At 40.5% G+C, this 25,321-nt stretch carries 18 protein-coding genes, 1 tRNA gene, 1 rRNA gene and 3 pseudogenes; 5 read left to right on the top strand and 18 right to left on the bottom strand.

The window, feature by feature from the left end; all coding sequences use genetic code 11:
• Positions 1-25: 25 nt before the first annotated feature.
• The 3 genes from AC0T5Z_RS00115 to tyrS all read right to left on the bottom strand — a co-directional run bounded on the left by AC0T5Z_RS00115 (position 26) and on the right by tyrS (position 4,341).
• Positions 26-102 (bottom strand) — tRNA-Ile (locus AC0T5Z_RS00115).
• Between the two features lie 158 nt (positions 103-260).
• Positions 261-1,797 (bottom strand): 16S ribosomal RNA (locus tag AC0T5Z_RS00110).
• Positions 1,798-3,108: 1,311 nt separating this feature from the next.
• Positions 3,109-4,341 (bottom strand): tyrosine--tRNA ligase, encoded by a 1,233-nt coding sequence (tyrS, locus tag AC0T5Z_RS00105; RefSeq protein ID WP_435337760.1) that lies wholly within the window; start codon positions 4,339-4,341, stop codon positions 3,109-3,111.
• Positions 4,342-4,404: 63 nt separating this feature from the next.
• Between tyrS and AC0T5Z_RS00100 the strand changes: the two genes are divergently transcribed.
• Positions 4,405-5,532, top strand: coding sequence for an anhydro-N-acetylmuramic acid kinase (locus AC0T5Z_RS00100; protein ID WP_435337759.1), 1,128 nt, complete (start codon positions 4,405-4,407; stop codon positions 5,530-5,532).
• 136 nt (positions 5,533-5,668) lie between these two features.
• On the opposite strand, the gene erpA is transcribed toward AC0T5Z_RS00100, so the two are convergent.
• The 3 genes from erpA to AC0T5Z_RS00085 form a co-directional block, all read right to left on the bottom strand.
• Positions 5,669-6,004, bottom strand: coding sequence for an iron-sulfur cluster insertion protein ErpA (erpA, locus tag AC0T5Z_RS00095; protein WP_004969742.1), 336 nt, complete (start codon positions 6,002-6,004; stop codon positions 5,669-5,671).
• 133 nt (positions 6,005-6,137) lie between these two features.
• Complete coding sequence (locus tag AC0T5Z_RS00090; RefSeq protein WP_291338676.1) at positions 6,138-7,145, bottom strand: putative solute-binding protein; 1,008 nt, start codon at positions 7,143-7,145, stop codon at positions 6,138-6,140.
• A gap of 183 nt (positions 7,146-7,328) precedes the next feature.
• Entirely contained in the window at positions 7,329-8,345 is a 1,017-nt protein-coding gene (locus AC0T5Z_RS00085) for a putative solute-binding protein (protein WP_230243666.1), read from the bottom strand.
• A gap of 385 nt (positions 8,346-8,730) precedes the next feature.
• Here AC0T5Z_RS00085 and AC0T5Z_RS00080 point away from each other — a divergent pair, with 385 nt between their 5' ends.
• The gene (locus AC0T5Z_RS00080) at positions 8,731-10,671 is read left to right on the top strand and encodes an ATP-binding cassette domain-containing protein (RefSeq protein ID WP_435337758.1); all 1,941 of its coding nucleotides are present in this window, start codon (positions 8,731-8,733) and stop codon (positions 10,669-10,671) included.
• A 231-nt stretch (positions 10,672-10,902) separates the two neighbouring features.
• Here AC0T5Z_RS00080 and AC0T5Z_RS00075 read toward each other — a convergent pair whose 3' ends face one another.
• Positions 10,903-11,487 (bottom strand): hypothetical protein, encoded by a 585-nt coding sequence (locus AC0T5Z_RS00075; RefSeq protein ID WP_435337757.1) that lies wholly within the window; start codon positions 11,485-11,487, stop codon positions 10,903-10,905.
• A gap of 36 nt (positions 11,488-11,523) precedes the next feature.
• Between AC0T5Z_RS00075 and AC0T5Z_RS00070 the strand changes: the two genes are divergently transcribed.
• Together AC0T5Z_RS00070 and AC0T5Z_RS00065 are read left to right on the top strand one after the other, a co-directional pair.
• On the top strand, positions 11,524-11,979 hold the full coding sequence (locus AC0T5Z_RS00070) for a helix-turn-helix domain-containing protein (protein ID WP_004973749.1): 456 nt from the start codon (positions 11,524-11,526) through the stop codon (positions 11,977-11,979).
• Positions 11,969-12,535: an IS630 family transposase gene (locus AC0T5Z_RS00065; protein WP_435337756.1), complete on the top strand. Its 567-nt coding sequence runs from the start codon at positions 11,969-11,971 to the stop codon at positions 12,533-12,535. Before AC0T5Z_RS00070 ends, AC0T5Z_RS00065 begins: the two co-directional genes overlap by 11 nt.
• A gap of 5 nt (positions 12,536-12,540) precedes the next feature.
• On the opposite strand, the pseudogene AC0T5Z_RS00060 reads toward AC0T5Z_RS00065, so the two are convergent.
• A pseudogene (locus AC0T5Z_RS00060) lies at positions 12,541-13,279 on the bottom strand (IS5 family transposase); the annotation flags it as partial.
• Between the two features lie 78 nt (positions 13,280-13,357).
• The gene (locus AC0T5Z_RS00055) at positions 13,358-14,332 is read right to left on the bottom strand and encodes an IS110 family transposase (protein WP_153566563.1); all 975 of its coding nucleotides are present in this window, start codon (positions 14,330-14,332) and stop codon (positions 13,358-13,360) included.
• Positions 14,333-14,625: 293 nt separating this feature from the next.
• Between AC0T5Z_RS00055 and AC0T5Z_RS00050 the strand changes: the two genes are divergently transcribed.
• Positions 14,626-15,651, top strand: a complete 1,026-nt coding sequence (locus AC0T5Z_RS00050; RefSeq protein WP_010326927.1) for an IS30-like element ISAba125 family transposase — start codon at positions 14,626-14,628, stop codon at positions 15,649-15,651.
• Positions 15,652-15,834: 183 nt separating this feature from the next.
• Here AC0T5Z_RS00050 and AC0T5Z_RS00045 read toward each other — a convergent pair.
• The 9 genes and pseudogenes from AC0T5Z_RS00045 to dnaA form a co-directional block, all read right to left on the bottom strand.
• Positions 15,835-16,478 (bottom strand): annotated as a pseudogene (locus tag AC0T5Z_RS00045) (IS3 family transposase); the annotation flags it as partial.
• Between the two features lie 7 nt (positions 16,479-16,485).
• Positions 16,486-17,025 carry an IS630 family transposase gene (locus tag AC0T5Z_RS00040; RefSeq protein ID WP_446893104.1) on the bottom strand — a complete coding sequence of 180 codons (540 nt, stop codon included), beginning with the start codon at positions 17,023-17,025 and terminating at the stop codon, positions 16,486-16,488.
• A gap of 16 nt (positions 17,026-17,041) precedes the next feature.
• Positions 17,042-17,497: a helix-turn-helix domain-containing protein gene (locus AC0T5Z_RS00035; protein ID WP_004973749.1), complete on the bottom strand. Its 456-nt coding sequence runs from the start codon at positions 17,495-17,497 to the stop codon at positions 17,042-17,044.
• A 59-nt stretch (positions 17,498-17,556) separates the two neighbouring features.
• Positions 17,557-18,074 (bottom strand): annotated as a pseudogene (locus tag AC0T5Z_RS00030) (IS3-like element ISAba14 family transposase); the annotation flags it as partial.
• 456 nt (positions 18,075-18,530) lie between these two features.
• A complete protein-coding gene (locus tag AC0T5Z_RS00025) occupies positions 18,531-18,893 on the bottom strand; it encodes a hypothetical protein (protein WP_096902035.1) in 363 nt (120 codons plus the stop codon).
• Positions 18,894-19,055: 162 nt separating this feature from the next.
• Positions 19,056-21,524 (bottom strand): DNA topoisomerase (ATP-hydrolyzing) subunit B, encoded by a 2,469-nt coding sequence (gene gyrB, locus AC0T5Z_RS00020; protein WP_096902032.1) that lies wholly within the window; start codon positions 21,522-21,524, stop codon positions 19,056-19,058.
• 43 nt (positions 21,525-21,567) lie between these two features.
• Positions 21,568-22,650: a DNA replication/repair protein RecF gene (gene recF / locus AC0T5Z_RS00015; RefSeq protein WP_291335653.1), complete on the bottom strand. Its 1,083-nt coding sequence runs from the start codon at positions 22,648-22,650 to the stop codon at positions 21,568-21,570.
• Between the two features lie 37 nt (positions 22,651-22,687).
• Entirely contained in the window at positions 22,688-23,836 is a 1,149-nt protein-coding gene (gene dnaN / locus AC0T5Z_RS00010) for a DNA polymerase III subunit beta (RefSeq protein ID WP_291335655.1), read from the bottom strand.
• Positions 23,837-23,944: 108 nt separating this feature from the next.
• Positions 23,945-25,321 (bottom strand): chromosomal replication initiator protein DnaA (dnaA, locus tag AC0T5Z_RS00005; RefSeq protein ID WP_096902026.1); only part of this gene is annotated, 1,377 nt, incomplete at its 5' end.

The raw sequence follows: 25,321 nt of genomic DNA, 5'->3' as shown, positions 1-25,321 counted from the left end.
AAAGCAGTGCTTTAAGTCTTGCTCATGGTGGGTCTGACAAGACTTGAACTTGTGACCCCACGCTTATCAAGCGTGTGCTCTAACCAACTGAGCTACAGACCCTGAGAAAAATCAAAGCATCGCTTTGTATTTTTCGCAAGACAAACGCAGTGCGTAGTATCTGCTACTCAATCCAATTCGAAAACCTCGAATTATCTTTTAAGACACATCGTCATGAAGAACAACTTGTTGTGGATTCTTACCAATCGTCAATCTTTCGTTAAGGAGGTGATCCAGCCGCAGGTTCCCCTACGGCTACCTTGTTACGACTTCACCCCAGTCATCGGCCACACCGTGGTAAGCGTCCTCCTTACGGTTAGACTACCTACTTCTGGTGCAACAAACTCCCATGGTGTGACGGGCGGTGTGTACAAGGCCCGGGAACGTATTCACCGCGGCATTCTGATCCGCGATTACTAGCGATTCCGACTTCACGCAGTCGAGTTGCAGACTGCGATCCGGACTACGATCGGCTTTTTGAGATTAGCATCACATCGCTGTGTAGCAACCCTTTGTACCGACCATTGTAGCACGTGTGTAGCCCTGGCCGTAAGGGCCATGATGACTTGACGTCGTCCCCGCCTTCCTCCAGTTTGTCACTGGCAGTATCCTTAAAGTTCCCATCCGAAATGCTGGCAAGTAAGGAAAAGGGTTGCGCTCGTTGCGGGACTTAACCCAACATCTCACGACACGAGCTGACGACAGCCATGCAGCACCTGTATGTAGATTCCCGAAGGCACCAATCCATCTCTGGAAAGTCTCTACTATGTCAAGGCCAGGTAAGGTTCTTCGCGTTGCATCGAATTAAACCACATGCTCCACCGCTTGTGCGGGCCCCCGTCAATTCATTTGAGTTTTAGTCTTGCGACCGTACTCCCCAGGCGGTCTACTTATCGCGTTAGCTGCGCCACTAAAGGATCAAATCCCCCAACGGCTAGTAGACATCGTTTACGGCATGGACTACCAGGGTATCTAATCCTGTTTGCTCCCCATGCTTTCGCACCTCAGTGTCAGTATTAGGCCAGATGGCTGCCTTCGCCATCGGTATTCCTCCAGATCTCTACGCATTTCACCGCTACACCTGGAATTCTACCATCCTCTCCCATACTCTAGCTAACCAGTATCGAATGCAATTCCCAAGTTAAGCTCGGGGATTTCACATTTGACTTAATTAACCACCTACGCGCGCTTTACGCCCAGTAAATCCGATTAACGCTCGCACCCTCTGTATTACCGCGGCTGCTGGCACAGAGTTAGCCGGTGCTTATTCTGTGGGTAACGTCCACTCTTCTTAGGTATTAACCAAGAGAGCCTCCTCCCCACTTAAAGTGCTTTACAACCAAAAGGCCTTCTTCACACACGCGGCATGGCTGGATCAGGGTTCCCCCCATTGTCCAATATTCCCCACTGCTGCCTCCCGTAGGAGTCTGGGCCGTGTCTCAGTCCCAGTGTGGCGGATCATCCTCTCAGACCCGCTACAGATCGTCGCCTTGGTAGGCCTTTACCCCACCAACTAGCTAATCCGACTTAGGCTCATCTATTAGCGCAAGGCCCGAAGGTCCCCTGCTTTCTCCCGTAGGACGTATGCGGTATTAGCATCCCTTTCGAAATGTTGTCCCCCACTAATAGGCAGATTCCTAAGCTTTACTCACCCGTCCGCCGCTAGCTCAGTTACCGAAGCAACCTCGCCCGCTCGACTTGCATGTGTTAAGCCTGCCGCCAGCGTTCAATCTGAGCCATGATCAAACTCTTCAGTTAAAATCATTTTGTCACTTTATTCGAAGTGACCAAATCTGGCTCATCAATTTTCTGACTTAAATTTCGCTCAAATAAACTTCGAGTAATTTAAACCAATCAATCAATGAAAATAATTTCGATCAATCAACCAGTAAAAATCCACACAAGTTGTTCTTCATAATCTCTTAATGATCTTCTTGCCACTTCGTCAGTGAAAATATAACGCAAAACTTTCTCTGCAACTTAACCCTGTGAGCTAAGTTCGTAGGCTGTTTCGCGTCGGGATGAGTGCATTCTAGGGGATTTCAAAATCTTTGCAAGCCCTAAATTAGAATATTTTTCACGTATGTATTTTTTTTCTACAAAAATGCTTGGTTTTTTAATTTTTTAGCTATTTTTTCATCAATTTTAAATAAAAACTCCCATCTACAAAGTAAACAGGACTTTTTTATCCACACTTTTATGGGCTGAAATCAGTCAAGTTTTGAAGACTGCAATCAACGATTGCCAATGTATATGATTCTTTTCGTCTTGCGACATCTAAAAAATTGTACATCTCAGTTAAAAATGCTTTTTGCATTATCCCAAATCACATTCGTACAGACGGCACATCTATCATTGATTTCATAACAGTGTGGTGGTCTTGTCCGCTCATTAAAAGTTGATGCTCAGCATTTGCATTATTGACTTCAAGTCGAATGAGTCTACTCCTCTATTCGGCAAGTTTAGATCACGCCATCCACATGCACTGCCTACAAGAGGTTTTACTTATAAATATAGCCTTAAAATTCAAATCAGGTTTTAAAACTTCAATAGACTTCTTGTGTTAATCAAGTTTTAAATAGCTGAAAGCTATATTTTATCAGGTTTTAGCCAATTCAAAAATTAGATAAAACTATACTTTCGCAAGAGGTCTAATAATATTTTATAAAACAAAGAGAAGGAGCTTTACATTTTACCTTTAGATATAAACCACAACAAAACCAAAGGCAAAAAAAAGAAAGAGATCTCTCCCAAAATCTCTCCCTCGGAGTTGAATCTATATGCGATCCATATATCGTTATTATAGTTATACAAAAAAAGAGTCCCTTGGGGAAGGGACTTGTAAATTGTGGAGCTATAGTTATAAGTACCCTCTAGATCTGTTTTGTACACTGTGTCTAGATGGGTGAATCTTATACATAACTGAGCAAAATTGCAAGATATTTGGCAAAATTTAAGTGTTGTTTTTATAAGGTTTTTTTTGAATTTGCTTATTCATATAATAAATATACCAAACAAAAAATAAAAGCAGACCGAAGCCTGCTTTTATTTCAATCACTTAGAATAGATCTAGTCCGTGAATGTGACTTTGGCAATTGCTTTTTTACCTGCCTGAATAATGTGTGTTGCATTTTCTTTGACCGAAAAACTCGAATCGACTACATTCCAATCTACTTTCACTGCGCCACGCGCCACAGCATCTTTGGCTTGTGCGGCATTTTTAGTTAAACCCGCAGCACGTACAATAGAAGCAATAAATAATTCACCACCAAAGTCAGCACGCGAAATCGTTACTTCTGGCGTACCTTCAGGTAATTCACCTTCAGTAATGATATTACCCGCACCTTTATGGGCATTGGCTGCGGCTTCGCTGCCATGAAAACGTTCAACCAATTCGAGTGCCAAAATCTTTTTGATTTCTTGAGGATTCCGACCTTCTGCCATTTCTTTGAGCAACACTTCAATTTCATCCATCGACTTGAAGCTGAGTAATTCAAAATAGCGCTCAATCAGACTATCTGGCATCGACAAGACTTTTTGATACATCGCACCCGGTGCATCAAACACGCCAATATAGTTGCCTAAAGATTTAGACATTTTATTCACGCCATCTAAACCTTCAAGAATTGGTACCGTAATACAAACCTGCGCTTCCTGATCATAACGACCTTGCAAGGTACGTCCCATCAACAAGTTAAAAGTCTGGTCTGTACCGCCCAACTCTACATCGGCGCGTAATGCCACCGAGTCATAACCTTGTACCAGCGGATACAAAAATTCGTGAATCGCAATCGGTTGCTGATTGTTATAACGCTTGGTGAAGTCATCACGTTCTAACATACGCGCTACGGTTTGCTGCGATGCCAACTGAATTAAATCTGCTGCAGTTTTCGTTGCAAACCATTCTGAGTTAAACACCACTTTGGTTTTATTTGGATCAAGAATTTTAAAAACTTGTTCCTGATAAGTTTTGGCATTTTCCAAGACTTTTTCACGTGACAACGGCGGACGTGTAGCACTTTTACCTGTTGGGTCACCAATCATGGCGGTGTAATCGCCAATCAAGAAAAATACTTCGTGACCTAAGTCTTGGAATACTTTTAATTTATTGATTAATACCGTATGCCCCAAGTGTAAATCAGGTGCAGTCGGGTCAAACCCCGCCTTAATTTTTAAAGGACGATTTTCTTTTAATTTCTTTAGAAGATCTTCTTCAGAAATAATTTCATGCGTGCCTCGTTGAATGAGAGCAAGTTGTTCTTCAGCCGGCAGGAAATTTGACATCACGAAATCCAAACACATCAGTTATTCAATTTGTGCGATATACTAACACTTTTTCAGCATATTGCAGGCTATAGAATAACCATGACAGCGATCTATATTGGGGTAATGACGGGCACAAGCATGGATGGTGTCGATCTTGTTGCTGCTTCTTTTGATCCACTGCAACTCCACGCTACCCTGACTTTGCCGTTTGATCCTGATTTACGCGACGAACTTATGGCACTGACTTTGCCAGGTGACAATGAAATTGACCGCATGGGTAAGGCAGATGTGGCTTTAGCCACCATGATTGGACATGGTATTAACAACCTGATTGAAAAAAATAAACTGGATAAATCTCAAATTAAAGCGATTGGTTCGCATGGCCAGACCATTCGTCATCGTCCTGAACATGCTTTTACTTTACAAATTGGCGATCCGAACATTATCACTGAAATTACTCAAATTCCTGTAATTTCAGATTTTCGTCGTCGTGACATGGCTGCAGGTGGACAAGGTGCGCCTTTGGTGCCCGCGTTCCATCAAAATTTATTCCAACATCCCAGTATCCATCGGGTAATTTTAAATTTAGGTGGTATTGCCAATGTCAGCTTGTTGCCCGCAGGACAGCCCGAAGCAGTGTCAGGTTTTGACACTGGACCTGCCAATATTTTAATGGATGCTTGGTGTGAGCGTTACACAGGACAACCTTATGATGAAAATGGCAATTGGGCGGCGTATGGTCATCCGATTCGCAGCTTGTTAGACCGTTTGCAAGCGCATGCTTTTTTCTCTAAAGAACCGCCTAAAAGTACAGGTCGCGAAGACTTTAACTTGGAATGGCTAGATGAACAGGTTGCCGATTGGCGCAATGATGTGGAATATAACGAGCTGGAAGATAATCCTGAAAATATTCAAGCCACTTTATTAAAGCTCACTACCCGCGCAATTAAAAAAGCTATTTATCGTTCGGGCATGGATACGGGCGAAGTCTATGTTTGTGGTGGTGGTGCCTATAATTCTTATTTGCTCGAACAATTGCGTTGGCGTTTGCGTAAACATCAATGGACAGTACAAAGCACAGCCGATTTAGGATTAAACCCGACATGGGTCGAAGCCACCGCCTTTGCTTGGTTGGCAATGCGTTTTTGTCAGCAATTAAGTGGCAATTTACCTGCGGTCACAGGGGCAAAAGGTGATCGTATTTTAGGTACCATGACTTTGGTTTAAGGATGCACTTTTAAACCAGATCAGTAGCAAAAAAAAAAAGCCTTTCCTATTCTATAATATAGGAAAGGCTTTGATCATTTTGAGCGCATCAATCTACTTTTTCAGATGCTGATACTCAAAAATGTTTAAATTTCACTTAGATTGAGAATGAAGAACCACAACCGCAAGTCGTAGTTGCATTCGGGTTTTGTACCACAAACCGCGAACCTTCCAAGCCTTCAATATAGTCCACGACCGAGCCAACTAAATATTGATAGCTGAGCGAATCGACCAGCATTTTTACATCGCCATTCACAAATTCTGCATCATCTTCATTTTGGCTTTCTGCAAAGTTAAAGCCATAAGAAAAGCCTGAACAACCGCCACCCGTCACATATACACGTAGCATTAAGTCTTGATTACCTTCACTGTCACGCAATTGGCGAACTTTTTTAGCAGCGTTGTCGGTGAGCTCAAGTGCTTGGGCATTCATGATGGATTTTCCTCAGGTACAATTCAGATGTCTTTTCTGCAAAAAGACCACTTATCAAGTATAGCATACTCAATATTGGGACAGTGATGCAGAATTAAAGTGAATTCTGAGTATTTACCTCAAGATTCTCCAATTATTTGTAATTTTCGTCATGCAAACCACATTCAAAATTGGTTGGCGCTTGTTTACAACGGAATTGCCATAATAATTTCATCATGCGTTTGTCATAAACACCACGTTTGGTTAAGTCAATCCGCGATTCACGCATCATTTTCTGATAACCTGGTTGATCTGCTGCAGGCACTTGCATCCAATATTTTGCAGGAATATCAGCTTTCATTTTACCCAGAATACCAAAGGCACGTGGTAACTGCCCTTTCACCCAATCACGTGATTTTTGACCAAATCCTGCAGGAAATTTATCAGGACGGATAATAATATTGCCCGTGACTTGTAAAATTGGATAATTCACAATTGCACCTTTAGTACCTAAACCTTTATGGAGTTCCAAAGGGCGGAATACCGCAGCGGGCGCACCAATAATATCAACCTGACCATTGTTAAATTTACTGCCAAAATTGGTGACATCGGCACTTACTGCTTGCGCACCAATTTGCTGTACCATAATTTTTTGCGCTTGGTCATAATCTAAAACCGCAATTTTTTTTCCTGCAGCTTTGGCGACACTATTAATACTGCGGTCATTCACCATCAAAAAGGCATCACCCACGGGAATGACGCCTGCGACTTCATACTGACCATTGCGCATATATTTGGCGAAAGCAGGACTTGCCAAACCTTGCATGACTTTGACTGCCAGTTTTAAATCTGGAATCGCGCCAATTGCATCCAATGAGCCTGTAAAATGGTTAAACTGACGACCACGCATGCCGGTCACACTAATACCATCACATTTTCCTGCTTTAAAATCTTCTGCAATCACGCCTTCGTTTTGACCTACGCGTAACTCAATCTCTGCACCCCAGTTTTTGGCCGCCAATTGATAGTCTTGCATTAAGTTATAGACATCACCATTTTTACCGACCAAGTCGAATACACAAACCACTTGTTTGGCCTGCACTGTACTGGCGGCTAAAGACAAGCCTGCACCAAATAATAAAGCTTGCGTCCATTGTTTCATTTCCTAATTCCTTCTATTTTTTGTTTTTCTGCGCACAGTTGATCTAAACTTCAATTTTGCATCACTGTTCTTCTCATCACGCTTAGATTAACGAATTTTAATCTCTGGCTGATATGGCTCAATTGACAAATCTTTCAATATAAAAAAACCTAGAATTTTCTAGGTTTTTTATTAAAAATCAATCTATTCACCACCCAGTGAACATTCAAAATTGGTTTTTTCGACAGAACAACGAGCACGTTTTAACACACTCATCATAGCAGGGTCATAAATGCCGCGTTTGGTCATATCCATACGTCCATCACGCAGCATTTTTTGATATTTGGTTTTATCTTCTGCGCTCAGGTTCATTTTATATTTGGCTGGAATTTCACCTTCTAAACGATTAATCATACTCATCGCTTTAGGTAGGTTTTTTACAAACCAATCTCGTGATTTTTGTCCAAAGCCTGCAGGGAATTGTTCAGGACGAATTACAAAGTCTGCGGTCACTTGTAATACAGGGAAATTAAACATTGCCCCGTTATTAGCTAAACCTTTGTAGATTTCTAAAGGTTTGTACGCATAGGCAGGCGCGCCGACCATATCGACCTGACCATTGTTAAACTTTGCCACAAAGTTAGACACATCAGAAATGACGGCTTGCGCACCTACACGCTGCACCATAATTTTTTGTGCATCATCATAGCCCAATACCGCAAATTTTTTCCCTGCTGCTTTTTCAATCGAACTTATATTCTTGTCGCGCACAAAAATGAATGCCGAACCTAAAGGTGAAATACCCGCAACTTCATATTTCTTTCCACCTAAATTGGTGACCATTTTCGCAGCATTGCGTTTGTCTAAAGCAAAACTGATGGCACGTTGTGCAATCGCATTATTTGGTGCACCACCTAAAGCATCAATCGACCCTGCAAACTTATTGTATTGACGGGCACGCATGGCAGTCATAAATACCCCATCACATTTGCCTGCTTTAAAGTCATTGTCTGCAACAGCTTCATCCTGACGCGCAATTAAATTGACTTCTGCACCCCAGCCTTTTGCGGCTAGCGCCCATTCTTGTGCCATTTGAAAAGATTCACCTGACTTACCCAGTAAGTCAAAGACACATACATCTACTTTTGCTGCTTGCGCCTGAGCACTAAAACCGATCGCTGCGAATGCAGTCAATGTTGTGCTGACCCATATTTTTTTCATTGTTTCGATCCTTCTACAGATTTTTTTTATTTTTGAGTGTCCGTACACGAAACAAATATTAAGCAAGTTCAAATTAAAAAAATAGAGCATTTACTCAAATTTCGTCTGTCAATTCTGCCAAAACTTATACTGCCTTATTTAAGCTATCACTTTGATTCCATAATTCACATATATTTTATAGATTTAGATTAAAATCAAATCGTTTACAACATGCACGTCTTTTGCGCTTGTTTACAAAGTTATAAAAAATTTTGTTGCTGCAACGTAGTTTTTAAGCATCACAAAAGAGATTTTTCGCAAATCACAAATAAAACTAGGCTTATTTTTGTTTTCTAGCGGGCTTACATTAGAATATGCCCAACTTTTGTTGTGACCAGTAAGCACCATGATTCAACTTGACCAAGTTTCTTTACGCCGCGGTGGACGTGTTTTATTTCAAAAAGCGTCTATGCAAATCCATCCAGGCTGGAAAGTCGGTCTTACAGGCGTCAATGGTGCAGGAAAATCCAGTTTATTTGCTGCGCTTTTGGGCAGCTTAACTCCAGATGAAGGTATGCTAAGCCGTCCACAAGGCTGGACTGTGGCACACATGGCACAGGAAATCAAAGCGTTGGATTTGCCTGCGATTGATTTTGTGCTATCGGGTGATGAAGAATACTGGAACATTCAACAACAACTACAACATCCTGAACAATTAAATAATGACCAACTTGCGCATTTGCATGGTCGTTTTGATGAAATTCATGGTTATACCGCACCTGCCAAAGCCGCACAACTCATGGCAGGTTTAGGTTTTATGGAACATCAAAACAGCTTGGCTGTCAGTAGTTTTTCAGGTGGATGGCGGATGCGTTTAAATTTAGCACGCACCTTAATGAGTCGCTCAGAACTATTGTTACTGGACGAACCAACCAACCACTTAGACTTAGATGCAATTTTATGGTTAGAAGACTGGCTCAAAGCCTATACGGGAACTTTGGTGCTGATTTCCCATGACCGTGATTTTCTAGATGCCATTACCGATCATATTTTACATATTGAAAATAGCGAACTGACTTTATATACAGGCAATTATTCAACCTTTGAAACCACTCGCAGTGAACGCTTGGCACAACATCAACAAGCGTATGAAAAACAATTAGAAACCCGTGCACATTTACAAAAATATATTGATCGCTTTAAAGCCAAAGCCACCAAAGCACGGCAGGCACAAAGCCGTATCAAGCAATTGGAACGCATGCAATTGCTTGCCCCCGCACATGTAGATACCCCATTTACCTTCAGTTTCCGTGAACCGACCAAAATGAGTTCGCCGTTACTGACCTTGGAACACGTCAGCATTGGTTATGCAGATAAAGTGATTGCCAGCAAAATTAACCTACAAATTACTCCGACCAGCCGTATTGGTTTATTGGGGATGAATGGCGCAGGTAAATCGACCTTAATTAAATCCTTAGTGGGTGAATTGGCATTATTGTCAGGTACTCGTAAAGCCTCAGAGTTACTCAATATTGGCTATTTTGCGCAGCATCAAATGGATGCTTTGGATGATACTGCCAGCCCGATGCTACAACTGGCACGCATTGCCGATAAAAAAATCAGCGAAGCCACTTTACGCGCCTTTTTAGGCAGTTTTGGCTTTAGTGGTGAACGTATGGACACACCTTGTGAAAGTTTTTCAGGAGGTGAGCGTGCGCGTTTGGCTTTGGCTTTAATTGTCTGGCAACGCCCTAACGTACTGATTCTGGACGAACCGACCAACCATTTAGACTTAGATATGCGACATGCCCTCACCATGGCTTTACAGGATTATGACGGTGCAGTGGTATTGGTGTCACACGAACGTCAATTGATTGCCAGTGTCTGTGATGACTTACTCTTGGTTCACGCAGGACAATGCACAGAGTTTGAAGGCGATTTACAGGATTATGCCCAATGGTTACGCCAAGCCCGTTCAGACATGCTTAAACAAAGCTCATCTAACGCAGCTCCATCCAATCCAAGTCCAGTGGTTGAAAGCAAAACCAACCTCGCCAAAGTAGATAAAGAAGCGCAACGTAAACTGGCAGCACAACGCCGTGAACAAACTCGCCCTATTCGTAAAAATATTGAAAAATACGAAGCGCAAATTGAAAAAATTCAACCGCGTCTGACTGAAATTGAAACCGAACTGGCAGATCCTGCCCTTTACGATGCCAACCGTAAAGATGATTTACTCAAACTCATGAATGAACAAAATGATCTGAAAACCAAATTGGCACAGGCAGAAGAACACATGCTTGAATTGATGATGGAATTAGAAGAACTCGAAAGCAGTTTTGAATAAGCATATCGATGAGATTTAACCCTATGCGAAATAGGGTTAAATCTCATCATATTGGATAGAAGATGCATTGTGTATGTTGCATACTCATATGACATATTCGTAAAACTTTTAATCTTTAGTTTAGCTTCACAATCACCATACCATAAAAACCCGAGTCATTAATTTCACATGCTGAAATCTTTACTCCCCCTGTACTTGTCAAAAGGCTTCGATAACTCGCTAAATTAGAGCTTATTGTAGATGCACAAGTTGCAGCAGCCGCAGCCATAGAGACTTTTTGCGCGGCACGACTGGAGTATCAGATCCCTCAATTAAACGAGTTTCAGTAGAATCGATTTCCGAAAAATTTAATGATTTTGCTATCTGATTCGCTGTATTAGTATTAGTACCTTTATTTACTTCGGCTAACTTAATCTTGAGATTATTACTTCCCTTGATATAAGGATATATATCAAGCATTGGAAATTTTTTACCTACGTTATGCTCAGCAATAGTGAATAATTGAGGTTGAGCCAAAAATTTAGATGGAAAAGTAATCGTACTTTTACTATTTAAATTAATTGACTGATTAAACTTTGGATCAATTAGATAATATTTTAGTTCAGGGTTAAAAGGTGACGCAGTACTAGCTACTGGAAAATAACGGAATACACCATTTCCTTTATTAGTTTTATCTAAAACAATATATAAATTTTGTCCTTGATATTCAGGATCAATTTTCACTGCTTCTTTAAACTTTAAATCACCTTCAATTGACTGTTTAGCTGTAGCCGGTTCAAAGAAAACTTCTCTAAGTTGACAAAAATAACTAATCATGCGAAAAAAGTTTTTTTAGTTAACAGATGTTCACACATGCCTCGAATTGTTTCTGTACCACTTAGTTTAGAACAGCGAGAACGACTCATTTTTCTGGCCAAGCATGCAAAACATTGGCGTGAAAGACAACGTGCCCAAACTATTCTCTGGCTTTCTGAAGGTAAAAGTGTTGCGGAAGTTGCCACTCTACAAGAACGTATCCCAGAAACCATAAGGCTACAACGCCGACGTTGGGAATTGTATGAGTTTGAATCGATTAAAGAAGGTCATCGCTCAGGTCGGCCCAATACATTGATCTCAGACTATCAGGCGAAAATCCTAGATTGGGTCAATACAAGTCCACTCAATGCAGAACAAATCCGAGTCAAACTACATGAAGAATACGAAGTGTCCGTGTCTGTTGAAACCATTCGTAAGTTTTTACGTGATTCAGGTATGGTCTTCAAGCGTACCCGTCATAGCTTGAAAAAAAAGAGATCCGATTGCATTTGAACAAGCAACACAGCAGATTGAAAAATTACGAGAGCAAGCGGCACGTGGTGAAATTATATTAGGTTATGTTGATGAAACAGGGTTTTCATCTACACCTGATAACCGCTATGCGTGGACAAAGATAGCTGATGTTCATGCGGTTGATGCAATAAGATTAAAACGAGTTAATGTCATGGGGTGTTTGCTTTCAACGGGGAAACTGGTGACAAGTTGTTTACAAGAGTCAGTTACAAGCACTTGGTTTTATGCCTATTTAACTGGAATAGCTCAACAAGTAAAACAGACTTATAACCTTCCATTGGTTCTTATTGTTGATAATGCCTCGATTCATAGAAGTAAAAAGATGGCTGATTACAGAGAGCTACTTAAAAGTAACTTTTCGACGAATTTGTATTTTATTCCAGCTTATAGCCCTGAGTTAAATCGAATCGAGATGGTATGGAAGCAGATGAAATATTATTGGCGAGATTTTCAAGTCATGACAGCTGATAAAATAGAGCAATGGGTGGAGAGAGTATCAAACCAATTCGGAAAAGAATACATGTTTACTTTTTAATGACAGCTTAGTATTCTAAATCTTTTCAATTGATTATTAATATGTTCGATTACAACTCGTATTTTTCCAATCATTTTATTGTAATTTTTCTCAGCATCAAATAAGGGGAAATTCTTCTTTTTCTTTATTGGCATCAATAATTTAAAGCCATCTTGCTCTAACCCATAGTACCCTAAATCGGTCATAACATAGTCACAATGTTTGAATTTCTTAACTGTTTTTCTTGCCAATTTAATATCATGCTGACTGCCAGACGATATATCTACTCCTATGATTTGTTTGCTCTTCGGATGATAGATTACTTGGGCTTTTAACGTATGTTTCTTCTTTTTACCACTGTAGAACTTACTCTGATTTTTTTTTCGGGCGTTCTATTGAACATTCTGTCGCATCAATAATTACCCAGTTAAATTGTTCGTCTGCTGTGGTAATGCTTCGTTTTGGCAGGGTAAAACGCCTTGATTTCATTAATGCATCTTCAACCTTTTTAATGGTTCGATTCACATTACTTTCAGCGATATGGTAATTTGCAGCCAATTCCAATTGAGTGCTGTAATTCCGTAAGTAATTGAGTGTTAATAATAATTGATCCTCTATAGCTAAAGTATGAGGACGCCCAGATTTCTTTTTAAGTGATTCTGCTTCTTTTAAAACTTCGACCATTTCACTAAAAACTGGTCGAGGTACGCCAACCAAGCGCTTGAATTCAGAATCTGAAAAACGGTTTAATTTCTGATATTTCATGGAATCTATATTGAGGCAGTTTTTACTTTCGCAAGAGATACCGTCTGAAACGTCAAGCAAATTATCGAAAATTCATGCTCAATAATCTGCTTGATAAGGCTGTTGGTGTTTGAGTACACCATAACAAAGATGAACCAACTTTCTCATTGCAGCTCCAATCGCCATCATTTTGGTTTTACCATTAGCTAATAATCTTTCATTCATCCCTTTAATATGAGGATTATGCCGAGTTGCGACAATGGCTGCCATATATAAACCGGCACGTATTTTGGAAGAGCCCGCTTTGGATAAATGGCTTCTGCCATGAATGGAGCTACCTGACTGCTTTTGAGTGGGCACCAAGCCAACAAAGGCGGCCGCTTGACTAGCTCTTTCAAAAGTATGACTGCGCAAGAAACTGAGCATTAATAAACTAGTTCGATCTGCAATGGCTGGAATACTGCTGAGCAGTTCTTTATCATTTTTTAAATCAGGATTCTGATCAATGTGATCATCAATTTGTTGGTCGATACCCTGAATATGTTGGTTTAACTGTTCAATACTCTTGTGGAGAGACTGAAGTACAGGTTCCATCGTGAAGGTAGACTCTGCTTTTTCCAAACGATTCTTTTCACGTTGTAAATCTTCACAAAGAACAGCTCTTCTATCCAGTAAAGCATTCAGCAATTGAATATGTTTGGGTAAAGGTTGCCAAAAATGTAGATTGGCAGTCATCGCAAATCGAGCTAGAACCTCACTATCTACCTTGTCTGTTTTATTCAGCTTAGACATACTCTGAGCAAAATATCGAGCTCTGGCAGGATTGGTTACAGAGACTTGATAGCCTTCATCAAATAAATATTTAGCCAAGAGTTCATGATAAATAGATGTTGCTTCCATTAAGATAATGGTCTGCGTAGAAGTTGCAGCATGCTGGTTTAGCCAGATTTGAAGTTGCTCAAAACCTTTTGGTGTATTTGAAAAAGTTTTGGTTTTCTTTTTATTTGCAGAATTTTCTAAAATTAAACAGCAATCAATTTTAGCTTTAGCAACATCAATACCAAGATAAAACATAATCTTTACCTGCTTTAATTATTCAATTATTGTTTTAGCATAACCACCGTCTTTTCTTGTGAATGCAGCATCAAAGTGCTTAGTTACCGTCCAGAGTTGTGCAAGTGGTTAGGGTAAATTGTAGGTTTTATCTCTTGCACAGACTAAAAGTCTTAGGTCTATTACAAACTCTACAATTTGCATATAGTGGAAGCTAATCACTACAACCTCCAAGATACAAGGTCTATTAAATATTAAAGGGCAGAGTAAAACTTGAAGTGCGACATAAACCACCTAATTAATTTAAAGGGTTTATGGAGTATATAAAATTGTCATACCATCATCTTAACTTTGAAGATCGTACTGCATTAATGCTTGAGTCAAGAAAAGAAGGCTTTTCAGCCAGAAAATTTGCTGAACTCATTAAAAGACATCCTAGTACGATCTATCGTGAGCTTAAAAGAAATAGCATCAATGACGTTTATCAAGCTCGATATGCTTCTGATAACACCTTCGCTAGACGTAGACGTGGTCACAGAAAACTCAAAATCGATTCAATCCTCTGGAAATTTATTGTTGAAGCGATCCGTTGTTTATGGTCTCCTCAGCAAATAGCAAAACGTTTAAAGACATTTCCTGATTTGGATCAAACAATGAATGTAAGCCATACAACGATTTATTCAACGATACGAGCATTACCAAAGGGTGAGTTGAAAAAAGACTTATTATCCTGTCTGCGTCATGAAAATAAAAAGCGAAAAGCTAACGGTGAACCTAAAAAAGATTCTATATTACAGGATATTAAAACTATTCATGAGCGCCCAGCCGAAGTTCAAGAAAGAAAAATACCGGGTCATTGGGAAGCTGATTTAATTAAAGGTAAAGACAATAAAAGTTCGATAGCAACACTTATTGAACGAAATACACGGCTCTGTATCTTGGCAACATTACCTGATGCAAAGGCAGAATCAGTGCGCAAGGCTTTAACTGAAGCTCTGAAATATTTACCTGCAGAACTGCGTAAAACGTTGACCTATGACCGTGGACGCGAGATGGCAGAACATAAAATACTTGAAGAAGATTTAGGCATAGATGTATATTTCTGTGACCCACATTCACCCTGGCAAAAAGGCACATGCGAAAATATGAATGGTTTAATTAGGCAATATTTACCTAAAGGGATTGATTTAAATCAGGCAGATCAGCATTATTTAAATCAAGTTGCCATGTCACTGAATACTCGTCCTAGAAAAGCGTTAGATTGGCTTACACCATTAGAGAAATTTGCTCAGCTTGTTGATTATCATAAGACTTTTCAAACTGTCGCACCTCATGTTTGAATTCGCCAAGTTTTTATTTAATATTTCCTTTAATAAATGTAATTTACATTGTTATCTGCGAAATCTCATTCCATAACTCTTTTTAGGCTCATTTATTTCTTTAACTTGGATACTTGTATCTCAGAGGTGGTCCCACTTGTTTGAACAACTAAAAGCGTATTTATAAGTGATATTCCGCTCTAGTTAAGCCACCTTGTTTTGTTGGGGTAGCTGATCATAGTAAAACTCATTTAGCCTTGCGAAGCAGTGCTTCTCATGTCTAGACTCGAATGAGGTCGTTTCAAATTATAAAACTCAAAATATGCACTTAATTGCTTTTTCGCATCTGTGACACTGCTATAAGCTTTGAGATACACCTCTTCATATTTAACGCTCCGCCATAATCGTTCAACCATCACATTATCTACCCATCGACCTTTACCATCCATACTGATTTGAATGCCATTTGATTTCAATACATCAATAAATGCATCACTGGTGAACTGACTGCCTTGGTCTGTATTCAATATTTCAGGTGATCCATATTTTTCAATCGCTTCATTTAAAACCGAAATACAAAAATCCACCTCCATACTAATCGATACCCTATGCGCAAGTACCTTGCGGCTATGCCAATCAATCACAGCACATAAATAAACAAAGCCTTTTGCCATAGGGATATACGTTATATCCGTAGACCACACTTGATTACTGCGCTGAATAGCCAACCCTTTGAGCAGATATGGATATTTACGGTGAGCTTGATTAGCCTGGCTTAAATTTGGTTTGCAATATAACGCCTGAATACCCATTTTCTTCATTAAAGTACGTGTATGACGTCGTCCTAAGCTGTCATTAAAAAGTAAACATGTATTCTTTTCCGAATTGGTTTGATACTCTCTCCACCCATTGCTCTATTTTATCAGCTGTCATGACTTGAAAATCTCGCCAATAATATTTCATCTGCTTCCATACCATCTCGATTCGATTTAACTCAGGGCTATAAGCTGGAATAAAATACAAATTCGTCGAAAAGTTACTTTTAAGTAGCTCTCTGTAATCAGCCATCTTTTTACTTCTATGAATCGAGGCATTATCAACAATAAGAACCAATGGAAGGTTATAAGTCTGTTTTACTTGTTGAGCTATTCCAGTTAAATAGGCATAAAACCAAGTGCTTGTAACTGACTCTTGTAAACAACTTGTCACCAGTTTCCCCGTTGAAAGCAAACACCCCATGACATTAACTCGTTTTAATCTTATTGCATCAACCGCATGAACATCAGCTATCTTTGTCCACGCATAGCGGTTATCAGGTGTAGATGAAAACCCTGTTTCATCAACATAACCTAATATAATTTCACCACGTGCCGCTTGCTCTCGTAATTTTTCAATCTGCTGTGTTGCTTGTTCAAATGCAATCGGATCTCTTTTTTTTCAAGCTATGACGGGTACGCTTGAAGACCATACCTGAATCACGTAAAAACTTACGAATGGTTTCAACAGACACGGACACTTCGTATTCTTCATGTAGTTTGACTCGGATTTGTTCTGCATTGAGTGGACTTGTATTGACCCAATCTAGGATTTTCGCCTGATAGTCTGAGATCAATGTATTGGGCCGACCTGAGCGATGACCTTCTTTAATCGATTCAAACTCATACAATTCCCAACGTCGGCGTTGTAGCCTTATGGTTTCTGGGATACGTTCTTGTAGAGTGGCAACTTCCGCAACACTTTTACCTTCAGAAAGCCAGAGAATAGTTTGGGCACGTTGTCTTTCACGCCAATGTTTTGCATGCTTGGCCAGAAAAATGAGTCGTTCTCGCTGTTCTAAACTAAGTGGTACAGAAACAATTCGAGGCATGTGTGAACATCTGTTAACTAAAAAAACTTTTTTCGCATGATTAGTTATTTTTGTCAACTTATATGATGCCCTTGACGATTCAACAAATCACGCATCATACGACTGCCTGCAAAAGGATATTGCATATGTAATTCATCAATACATCGCATCAGCTTCAGATCTGATGAGCTAACAGGTTTTGGGCGATAATAATAACAACCACGGGAGACTTTCAGCAGCTTAGCTTGCTTAGATACTGAAATCTGAAGTGAGTCGTCGATTAACTTTTGTGGTTGAAGCGGCCCAGTTTCTTCAACACACCTTCTAAAAAATCAATTTCTAATGCCTGCTCACCGATTTTTGCATGTAACTTTTTAAGATCAATGGGGGGTTCTGATGGAGCTTTTGATTGATCGAAAGCTTGCGAGGAAGCTGAGATCAATTGATTTTTCCAGTCAATAATTTGGTTTTGATGAACATCAAATTCAGCACTCAATTCAGCAAGTGTTTTTTCTGCTTTAATCGCAGCAAGTGCTACCTTAGCTTTAAAATCATTTGAATGATTTCTTCTTGGTCTACGTGCCATAAAATACTCCATATATTGATGTTTATAACATCATTTGAGGAGCAGAATATCACTTATAGGAGTTGTTCAAATTTACGGATCCATCTCTCTCTAATGCTTGTAGTTGCTTGGTCAAGGTTGCGTTTTGTGTCTTGAAGTCCTGTAACTGATCGCTCAAGTTGTTTACATGCCGTCTTGTGTTTGTTTATTTTCACTTATCAATCCCGCAACACACGATAGTTGTATAACACTACCTATACATAATAAAAGTATGCCCACATACTCACCAAGCAAGAAAGTTTGAATTTAAAACTCAGCACAACTTTTAAATTCAAAAACTGAAATTTAAATTTAAAAGCAAAAAATCAGTTATCCACATCTTAAACCAACCATTATTTTAAATTCAAAACCCCAGTTATGGCCAAATCAGCACATTCCTTGATGATTGCTTTGGGTCATTGAATCTTAGTGATTCACAAAAATTCGCGGCTATTCAGCAGCCACTTTTACTTTACTGATACATAATTCTTGTATTTTCCAGCCCTTAATATAGCGCCAGATTTCTTGAATATACCCTTGATCATCCGCCAAACCAATTTGAATCCGACAATTAACCTGCTCACGATCGAACTCATATTCTTCTGAATCAACATTCGGTTTGATCGGTTTCCAGACACCATTATTCACTGCATGCTGAATATTGGCATAACGTGTTTCACGATTTTCCACACATGATTCTGCCGTATAAACAACTTTAAAATCCTCATCTTCATAGTGTGCTAACAGCTCCACATTGCCAGTAAAAAAGGCATTCACCCATGCATCACGTGCTTGTTCTAATTGATTATCCATCTTAATGATTCTCTTCTATTTTTGGCTTAATGTGGCACAGCATGACAGAACAATAAGTCAGTTTTATAAAAGTTATTTGGATGAATCATGACAACAACAAAAGCCAAACACAAAAAAAGCACTCCGTAGAGTGCTTATGATAATGAGAATGCTTTGGAGGAATTAAGCGTCAATATCTGCATTTAATGCATTTTCTTCAATAAAAGCACGACGTGGTTCTACATCATCGCCCATTAAACAAGAGAACATGCGGTCTGCTTCAATGGCATCATCAATGGTGACTTGCAACATATTGCGGTTTTCTGGGTCCATGGTGGTTTCCCAAAGTTGTTCCGCATTCATTTCACCTAAACCTTTATAGCGCTGAATCATCATGCCACGACGCGAGTCCTGTAAAATGTGTTGCCACACTTGATGGAAATTGTTGACCGAAATTTTACGTTCACCTTTTTCCAAGTATGCACCTTCTTCAAGCAGCGTAAACCAGCTTTTTGAATTTTTCAGCAAACGTGCATATTCAGCTGAACCCAGCAAACCTGTATCTAGTAAATAAGTATGTGGCAAGTTGTGCACATATACCGTGATTCGTGGCCAATACGTTGCCGATTTTTGACCATCTGCATCTTCTTTTTCAAACTGTTCTATACTTAATTCAGGACGCAAACTTGGCTGTAATTGCTCAATGGTTTGACGTAATTGCTCTCCCCATTGTTGTACATACGCCTGATCTGCTGCTTGATCAATTTTAAAGGCATCCAACTCCAATAAACCATCCAACAGACTTGCAGGATAACGTAGCGTTAAACGGCTCAAACTCTTTTGTGAAGTTTGATAATCTGCAATGACTTTAGCTAGAGCCTCGCCACGAATTGCAGGTGCATCAGCACTCACATGTAACTCAAGTTCATCAATCGCATTAGAAATTAGATAGGTTTCTAAAGCATCGTTATCTTTTATGTACTGTTCCTGCTTGCCTTTTTTCAGCTTATACAATGGTGGCTGTGCGATATAAATATGACCGCGCTCGACCAATTCTGGCATTTGACGGAAGAAGAAGGTTAAGAGCAAGGTACGAATGTGTGAACCATCTACGTCGGCATCGGTCATGATGATGATTTTGTGATAACGCAGTTTGTCTGGGTTATATTCTTCACGACCAATACCACAACCCAAAGCGGTAATTAAAGTACCCACTTCTGCCGATGAAATCATCTTGTCAAAACGGGCACGTTCCACATTCAGGATTTTACCTTTTAGTGGCAAAATTGCCTGCATCTTACGGTTACGACCCTGTTTAGCCGAACCACCTGCAGAGTCACCCTCGACTAAATATAATTCAGATAATGCTGGGTCTTTTTCCTGACAGTCGGCCAACTTACCTGGCAAACCTGCAATATCCAAAGCACTCTTACGGCGCGTCATTTCGCGGGCTTTGCGCGCTGCATCACGGGCACGTGCTGCATCAATAATTTTACCTGCGATAGATTTTGCTGCTTGTGGATTTTCCAACAAATATTCAGAGAAAGATTTATTCATGGCCTGCTCAACGGCAGGCTTCACTTCACTCGACACCAGTTTTTCTTTGGTTTGTGATGAGAATTTTGGATCTGGCACTTTGACCGACACAATTGCGGTTAAACCTTCACGTGCATCATCACCCGACACTACAACTTTTTCTTTTTTTAGAATATTTTCACTTTCCATGTAGTTATTTAAACCACGGGTCAGCGCAGCACGGAAACCTGCCAAGTGCGTTCCACCATCTTTTTGTGGAATGTTATTGGTAAAGCAACGTACGTTTTCCTGATAGGAATCATTCCATTGCAAGGCAACTTCTACGGTAATTCCGTTTTCAGCCTGCGAGGTGAAATGGAAAATCTCATTCAGATGGGTTTTGCCTGCATTGATATATTTCACAAATTCAGACAAACCACCTTCATAGTCAAAAATGTGTTCTAAATTGACACGTTCATCACGCAGTACAATACGCACGCCCGCGTTTAAGAAAGACAGTTCACGCAAACGGCGTGCCAAAATATCCACATTAAAAATGGTTTGGCTAAAGGTTTCAGCACTTGGCCAAAACCGCACAGTCGTACCTGATTGATTAGTTTCACCGACCACTTTCAGAGGATATTGCGGATCACCATGACGGTATTCCTGTTCATAAATTTGACCCGAACGTTTAATCGTTAATTCAAGTTTACTCGATAAAGCGTTGACCACTGACACACCAACGCCGTGCAAACCGCCCGAGACTTTATAACTGTTGTCATCAAATTTACCGCCTGCGTGCAAAATGGTCAGAATGACCTCTGCCGCAGAGACACCTTCTTCAGGGTGAATATCAGTTGGAATACCACGACCATTGTCAGATACACTGACAGATTCATCTTCATGGATAGTCACCAAAATTTCATCACAATGACCTGCCAAAGCTTCATCAATAGCATTATCGACTACCTCGAACACCATGTGATGCAAACCTGTACCATCATCTGTATCACCGATATACATGCCTGGGCGTTTACGAACTGCATCTAGGCCACGCAATACTTTGATACTAGAGGAATCATAAGCCTTTTCATTGGTTTGTTCTGTAGTAGAGACAGATTGATCTTCTGAACTCATGGTTTCTCCCTAGTGAAAAATAGGTCTATCCAAAGATAAAAAATTATTGCTCAACAGCCTGCACCGTTCCGTGATCGACCTGAAACAAACGATAAGGAATCGACAACGCTTGTAAGTGTTGTTGCACGGATTGATGATCTAAAGTGGTAATAAAAACTTGACTACCCAATTGGCTTAATCGTTCAATTAAACGTTGTTGTGCGCTTAAATCTAATTCTGCTGTCAGATCATCTAATAATACCACAGTTTCCTTATTAGACGCATGCAGCATTGCAATCTGTGACAGTTTTAATGCCATAATCAATAGCTTTTTCTGCCCACGTGACAACACCACATCAGCATCGCCCATTGGGGTTTTTAAACGCAAATCGGCACGGTGTGGCCCATATTCTGTATAGCGACGTTCCACATCTTTTTGATGGTAATTACACAGATCATTCAACAAGCCTGTTTCGGTATGAAAGCCTGCGCTGTATTCCAAACTGATGTTTAAATCAGGCAATAAACACTGTAAATCTTGCGCAAAAAATTGCTGCCATTGTTCCACTGTTCCCAAACGCTGCCGATGCAAAATCTCACCATAATCACTGAGCATTTTGTTCCACGGTTCTAAGTCTGACAGAGTTAAATGTCGCTGTGATTTAAGCAGACTATTACGCTGTTTTAAGGCACGTGAATAATATTGCCAAGCGTGATAAAACTCTGGTTCCACGTGGAACATCAACCAGTCCAGCAGTTGTCGCCGTGGTTTTGCACCATGGTCAATAATATCTGTACTGAGTGGATCAATATATTGTAAAGGTAGAATTTTAGCCAACTGTCCTTGGGTCGCAACAGGGTCGCCATTGACCTTAATCAACTGCTCACCCGATGCCATTTTTTGCATACCAATTTTTTCAGTCAATGACTGGGCAAATACAATCGCATCTTGGCTGCTGTTCTGAATGTAATTTTTAGGAATATGGGTGCGAAAAGAACGCCCTGTTGCCAACAAATGAATGGCTTCTAAAATCGAGGTTTTACCCGAACCATTTTGTCCATAAAAGACGTTAAACGGCTGCAACTCATGAAGTGCAACCGCTTTTAAGTTCCGAACACGCTCGATATGTAAACGCGTAATATGCATGATTCAGCTAGATTTAATCTTGAAATAAATCGCTCACTTAAACACGCATAGGCATCACAACATAGGTTTGATCTAGATGTGCTGGATCTTGTACCAATACCGATTGATTGGCTTCGGTCATTGTCATTGATACATCATCGCCATCTAATGCCCCTAAGACGTCCAATAAATATTGTGCGTTAAATGACATTTCTAACGGTGAATCGGCATATTGAATCGCTAAATCTTCAATTGCTTCATCTTGTTCTGGGTTATTGGCACGTAATTGCAGGGTGTCCGTACTAAAATTCAGGAATACGCCACGCAATTTTTCATTACTTAAAATCGCCACACGTTGTAAAGATTGTTTAAATACATCATGTGCGATTAGCACGTTTTTATCGCCACCACGCGGAATCACACGGCGATAATCGGGGAACTTACCATCAATTAATTTAGTGGTAAAACGCACAGTTATCTCCGCTTGTTCTTTGTCACGACTTGGCGTACGAATGGTCACGTTTAATAGTTCACGGCCAATTAACAATGCCAATTGCTCGTCTTCAATACTCAGCAAACGCTGCAATTCAGCCACTGCTTTACGTGGCACTATGGCTTGAATTAATTGAGTAGTTGTCGAAGAAGCTGCTGTTTCACATAAAGCCAAACGGTGACCGTCTGTGGTCACAGCACGCAATTGATTTTCATCGATTTCTAGCAAAGTACCCGTTAAATAAAAGCGTACATCCTGCACCGCCATAGCAAACGCAGTTTTTTCAAACAAACGCTTCAGCTCGCGCTCCGTGACCGTCACTTGCGTGCCTTGGGCATTTTCTGTAGCCAATAATGGATAATCTTCTGCTGGCAAAGTGCCCAGTACAAAGCGGCTATTGCCTGATTTTAAAATACAGCGCTGATCTTCAGTAATTTGTAAATCAATCAAAGCTGCGCTTGGCAAAGATTTACAAATATCCATCAGTTTACGTGCAGGTACCGTGGTTTCCCCTGCTTGTAAACATGCCCCTTCGGTCAGATTCGTGCTGGCAACCAACTCCACTTCCAAGTCCGAACCAGTAATGATTAAGGCTTGCTCGGTCACTTGAACTTTGACATTGGATAAAATATTTAAGGTATGGCGACGTTCAACCGCTCCTACGACATGTGACAGAACATTCAGTAAGCTTTCTTTCGCGATTTTTAAACGCACGGTACATTCCTCTAACAACTGAAGATTGGAGTATAAAATAGTTTTTTTAGCAGTGTACTATGCGGCAAAAGCTGCCGCATGGCAAGAACAGAATTTGAGCAAATTCATTCAACTTTGCAACAATCGTTGCAGGTTTTTATAGTCTTCGTTAAAGATCGGATCTTCTTCACGCAGGCTTTGTACTTTTTCGCAGGCATGCATTACGGTACTGTGATCGCGCCCGCCAAATGCCATACCTATTTCAGGGAAACTGTCGCCTGTAAGTTCACGTGCCAAGCCCATCGCCAACTGACGTGGACGCGCATAAATACGGGTACGTTTTGGCCCCACCAATTCTTTGAGTGGAATACGGAAATATTCACTCACCACCCGCTGAATATTTTCGGTACTGATGGTACGAGCGCGAATTGCCAAGACATCTTTTAAAGATTCACGCACCACATCTAGATCAATTGGTGTGCCTTTAAAACGGGAAATTGCCACCACTTTATTGAGTGCGCCTTCGAGTTCACGCACATTGGCCACAACTTGCTGGGCAATAAATAAAGCACAGTTGCGTGGTAAATCCACGGCGCTGCTTTCAGCTTTCTTTAATAAAATTTCAATTCGGGTTTCAATATCTGGCGGTTCTACCCCAACTGATAAACCCCAAGAAAAACGTGACACCAAACGTGCATCCAATTCGGTTAATTCCTTTGGATAACGGTCTGAAGTCAAAATAATTTGTTTAGATTCGTCCAATAAAGCGTTAAAGGTGTAAAAAAACTCGACCAAACTGGCTTCTTTACCCGCCAATAAATGAATGTCATCCACCAATAACAAATCTAAAGAGCGGCAGTTTTTCTTAAATTCCTCAACCTTGCCCTGCTGCAAAGAGCTGACAAAATCCTGCACAAAACTTTCTGCAGTCATGTACATGACCCGCGCATTCGGTTTGGCTTGTAATAAAGCATTGCCCACCGCTTGCATCAAGTGAGTTTTACCCAAACCTGTTGGGCCATACAAAAATAATGGGTTGTGCTGTGAAGCTCCCAATTGAGTTAATACCTTGCGACAGGTTTCTGCAGCCATTTGATTCGATCGACCTTCCACAAATAAGGAAAAGGTAAATAACGGATTGAGTTGGCGTTTACGGCTTTTGGCAGAACTTTCTTCTTTTTCACGTTTAGGCTTAGCCACAGGCACAGGGCTAGATTCCAATGCAGCAGTGGTGGTCGCAGGTTGTTCACTGGCCGATAAAATCGCACCTGGGCGCGAATCGACTAAAATTTCGACCTTACGCACGCGTCCCTCAGACAACTGCTCTGCCAAAATGGTAATCAATTCCAGATGATGCTCTTGAATGTAACGCGTCCAATAAGGATTAGGCGCATAAAGTTTTAATGTATCTTCAACTTCTTCTGCCACCAATGGGCGAATCCACATTGTAAAGACATTTCCAGAGAGCTCTTGTCGCAAGCGATTTAAGCAGTCCGTCCAAAGCAT

Source organism: Acinetobacter pengchengensis, from assembly GCF_982235305.1.
This window is presented reverse-complemented; position numbering and strand designations above follow the sequence as displayed.

Bases quoted from the DNA above. Each gene is read 5' to 3' on its own strand.
- tyrS (WP_435337760.1), bottom strand. From the start codon at position 4,341: ATGTGTTTGGATTTCGTGATGTCAAATTTCCTGCCGGCTGAAGAACAA.
- AC0T5Z_RS00100 (WP_435337759.1), top strand. From the start codon at position 4,405: ATGACAGCGATCTATATTGGGGTAATGACGGGCACAAGCATGGATGGT.
- erpA (WP_004969742.1), bottom strand. From the start codon at position 6,004: ATGAATGCCCAAGCACTTGAGCTCACCGACAACGCTGCTAAAAAAGTT.
- AC0T5Z_RS00090 (WP_291338676.1), bottom strand. From the start codon at position 7,145: ATGAAACAATGGACGCAAGCTTTATTATTTGGTGCAGGCTTGTCTTTA.
- AC0T5Z_RS00085 (WP_230243666.1), bottom strand. From the start codon at position 8,345: ATGAAAAAAATATGGGTCAGCACAACATTGACTGCATTCGCAGCGATC.
- AC0T5Z_RS00080 (WP_435337758.1), top strand. From the start codon at position 8,731: ATGATTCAACTTGACCAAGTTTCTTTACGCCGCGGTGGACGTGTTTTA.
- AC0T5Z_RS00075 (WP_435337757.1), bottom strand. From the start codon at position 11,487: ATGATTAGTTATTTTTGTCAACTTAGAGAAGTTTTCTTTGAACCGGCT.
- AC0T5Z_RS00070 (WP_004973749.1), top strand. From the start codon at position 11,524: ATGCCTCGAATTGTTTCTGTACCACTTAGTTTAGAACAGCGAGAACGA.
- AC0T5Z_RS00055 (WP_153566563.1), bottom strand. From the start codon at position 14,332: ATGTTTTATCTTGGTATTGATGTTGCTAAAGCTAAAATTGATTGCTGT.
- AC0T5Z_RS00050 (WP_010326927.1), top strand. From the start codon at position 14,626: ATGGAGTATATAAAATTGTCATACCATCATCTTAACTTTGAAGATCGT.
- AC0T5Z_RS00035 (WP_004973749.1), bottom strand. From the start codon at position 17,497: ATGCCTCGAATTGTTTCTGTACCACTTAGTTTAGAACAGCGAGAACGA.
- AC0T5Z_RS00025 (WP_096902035.1), bottom strand. From the start codon at position 18,893: ATGGATAATCAATTAGAACAAGCACGTGATGCATGGGTGAATGCCTTT.
- gyrB (WP_096902032.1), bottom strand. From the start codon at position 21,524: ATGAGTTCAGAAGATCAATCTGTCTCTACTACAGAACAAACCAATGAA.
- recF (WP_291335653.1), bottom strand. From the start codon at position 22,650: ATGCATATTACGCGTTTACATATCGAGCGTGTTCGGAACTTAAAAGCG.